The following is a 3,274-nucleotide window of genomic DNA, read 5'->3' on the forward strand; positions in this document are numbered from 1 at the left end:
AAGTCATGCCTGATGACCATAGCAAGTCGGTACCACCCCTTCCCATCCCGAACAGGACCGTGAAACGACTTTGCGCCGATGATAGTGCTGCAACCAGTGTGAAAGTAGGTTATCGTCAGGCTAATTATTCGCAGAAGCCCGCTCAATTCTTGAGCGGGCTTTTTGCTTTTCTGGCGTGCCTGTTTCAGATACCAAGACAAGGCCCGCCGCTCTGGAATCGCGCGATGCGCGTCGAGCTGGCGGGCCTGGCGATAATGGCGAGACCGATCGTCGCCATCCAGCCGCGAGCAAGCAGGCGCCGCCGGTAACGCCGCGGTCGCGCTTGCATGAACGGCTGGGCTTGCATTCGTCTCCGTCTGCGCTCCCCCCGATATCGGAACTTCAGGTAGACGAATGCGGCCCAGTTCGTTGAATTCTGCCAGTGCCGGTTTCGCACAGGCCATGCAGGTATTATCCAGTTGCAAGCGCCCTCATCTGTTCGCAGCCTCACACAACCCTTTGCACTGCACAACGCAAATCAGGAGCGCGGTTCGGTAACCTGGATGGGATCGCTTCGTGGCAGGAGATACCACAGTCCCACAAAGAGCAGCAGCGAAGCAACCGCGGCAACAATGCTGAGCGCAAGGCTGTCGGTCGCGAGCGACATTACCGTCAACATATCGAGCGACAGCCCGACAGCCAGTGGTATGAGCGCACCGCGGATGGATTTGCGTGAAATGCGCAGCATCCGCGACGTCGCACGGCCGAGCTGGGCACGGTTATAGACGGCCGGCGTCATCAGCATGCCCATGGCGACAAACAGCAGGCACAGTCCCACCAGATGGCAGACCTGGGCATAGGCCGCGAGATCCGTGAAGCGTTCGTTGAATACGGCGATCGTCTGGAAGCCGAACACCGCCTGAAGACCGGGAAGGATGCAGCGCGCTTCCTCGATAATGTCGCGCATCTCCTGGTCGTCTTTATGTTGTTGAGAAGCTTGATCGTCCATGGGATGACAGTAACGTCAAACACGGCCGTATTCAACCGGACGCACGATTGACGCCCTGTAGGATGTCACGCCCGCACGATCCCCGCCTGCGAAGTCCACTGTTCCAGGCTGTGCCGCTGGATCGCGGCCGCCATCAGGTCTGGAAACAGGTCCGGCGTACACGCAAAGCAGGGGATGCCCATGGCGGACAGCCGGGCCGCATTGTCGCGGTCGTAGGACGGTGCGCCCGAATCGTTCAGCGCGAGCAGGGCGATCACCTGCACGCCGCTGCCGACCAGCGCGGCCGCCGTCCCAGCATCTCCGCCTCGTTCCCGCCTTCATACAGATCGGTGATCAGCACAGATCGTCTCGCGCGGCCGCGTCACCAGCCCATGGCAATAGGCCAGCGCGCGATTGATGTCGGTGCCGCCGCCCAGCTGGGTGCCGAACAGGACATCGAACGGATCAGACAGCAGTGGCGTCAGGTCGGCCACGGAGGTGTCGAACACTACCACCGAGGTGCTGACCGCCTTGATGCTGGCGAGGACCGCCGCGAACACGCCCGCATACACGACGGACGAGGCCATCGATCCGCTCTGGTCCACGCACAGCACGATGTCGCGCAGCGAACGTCCTCGGCGGCCGAAGCCGATCCGCGTTTCGGGGATGATGGTGCGCAGCCAGTCGATGTCCTGATGGCGCGGCCGCAGCTTGCGGGCGGCGCGATTCAGGCTGCTCGATACGGCCTGGCGCATCGGCGCGGCCAGCTTGCGCTCCAGCTCCTCCACCACTTGCGCGACCACCTTGCGCGCCGTCGCCCTGGTCTTGTTCGGCATGACGCGGTTCAGGTTGAGCAGGGTCGCGACCAGGTGCACGTCCGGTTCCACCGCCGCCAGCATCTCCGGCTCGCACGGCATTTCGCGCAGCTCCAGGCGCTCCAGCGCATCCTTCTGCATCACCTGCACCACGCTGGACGGGAAGTATTCGCGGATGTCGCCCAGCCAGCGCGCCACCCGCGGCGCCGATGCGCCCAGCCCTCCCTTCGAACTGCCGTCCGGGCTGCCGTACAGCGCATCGAGCACGCCGTCGATGGCGGCATCCTCGACATTCAGCGACATCGGTCCAGTGGCGTCCTGGCCCAGCACCAGCCGCCAGCGCTGCGCCCTGGCCGGATCAACCGCGGCCTCGGCCGGTGTTACGCCCGATGCCGCGCCGCCGCCATGCGCGGCCCGTTCGCCGAGTTCACGGCGCTCCGGCGCGGTAAAGGTCGACACCATGCGGCGCAGCAGCGGCAGCAGTTCCGTGAAGGTGCCGGGAGGAAGCGAGGGCAGCCAGCCGTTGACAATGTTCCACAGGGCGTCGCTGTGCGCCAGCAAGGTGCCGCTGCCCTGCAGGAAGCCTTCCAGCCACTGCGCGGCGGCCAGCGGCGCCACGCCCGGCGAGCAGTGCAGAGACAACTGCTGCGCGGCGCGCTCCGCATTCCATTCGCCGTGCTCGGTCAGGATGCGTGCGCAGCGCCCGCTCAGCATCGGATGCGACAGCTCGCTGGCGGCGGCCGTGGCCAGCGCTTCGAACCATGCGGCCTGGTGGGCCTCGTCCTGCAGCAGGCGCAGCGCCTGGTCGGCGGAGATGATCTGGCCCAGCAGGGCGGCGGGGGTATCGTCGGCTACCCCGCGCACGCCATACGGCAGGGCGATGCAGGCGCGCGCCGCGAGGCCGTCGAGCACATGCGACAGCGAGTCCGTATCGACCTTGCGCGCACTCCCGTAACGCAGCACGTTGACCAGCGGCAGCAGGCCGAGATCCGCCGTCCGGCTGCCGGCGTCCTGGATGCGCGCCATCAGCGGACCGACCGCATCGCGCAGGTCGGCCAGCAGCGCGGCTTCCATCAGCGCGGTCAGCTCGGGCAGGCCGCGGCTTCGAGCGCACGCTCGGCCGCCAGGCTGTTCGCCGCCGATTGCAGCGTGCCGGTATGCAGAGGTCACGCAACAGGACTTGCGTGCTCGTATGCCGTTTGCTATAGTGCGCGTCCTGCTTCTGCAGCGCAGGAAAAGCTGAACGAAATCAAGTAGTTGGGCTAGGTGTTTTGATAACACCGCTGGCGCTGAAGAAAAACGGGGGGTTGACGAGTTAAGCGAAACACTGCATAATCTCATTCCTCTGCTGCTGACGAACAAAACGATTCGCCGGATGCAGCAAGGCAGTACCGAATACGATCTTTAACAATCAACAGTCGATAAGTGTGGGCGTTTGATGAAGTGCCAGCATCCTTCGGGATGCTGAATGCTTAAATTATCAAATGTTCAC

The 3,274-nt window shown here is 64.1% G+C and carries 1 protein-coding gene, 1 rRNA gene and 1 pseudogene; 1 reads left to right on the forward strand and 2 read right to left on the reverse strand.

All coding sequences use genetic code 11. From position 1 onward, the window contains the following. Positions 1 to 8: 8 nt before the first annotated feature. Positions 9 to 121, forward strand: a 5S ribosomal RNA gene (gene rrf, locus AC1DOP_RS27065). A 396-nt stretch (positions 122 to 517) separates the two neighbouring features. Here rrf and AC1DOP_RS27070 read toward each other — a convergent pair. After that, positions 518 to 988 (reverse strand): DUF6328 family protein, encoded by a 471-nt coding sequence (locus tag AC1DOP_RS27070; protein ID WP_442124967.1) that lies wholly within the window; start codon positions 986 to 988, stop codon positions 518 to 520. 65 nt (positions 989 to 1,053) lie between these two features. After that, positions 1,054 to 3,123, reverse strand: a pseudogene (locus AC1DOP_RS27075) (DUF5682 family protein). Positions 3,124 to 3,274: the final 151 nt, after the last annotated feature.

The sequence above is a fragment of the Massilia sp. 01N410 genome, assembly GCF_056399665.1.

Coding starts and splice junctions, on each gene's coding strand:
- AC1DOP_RS27070 (WP_442124967.1), bottom strand. CDS start 988: ATGGACGATCAAGCTTCTCAACAACATAAAGACGACCAGGAGATGCGC.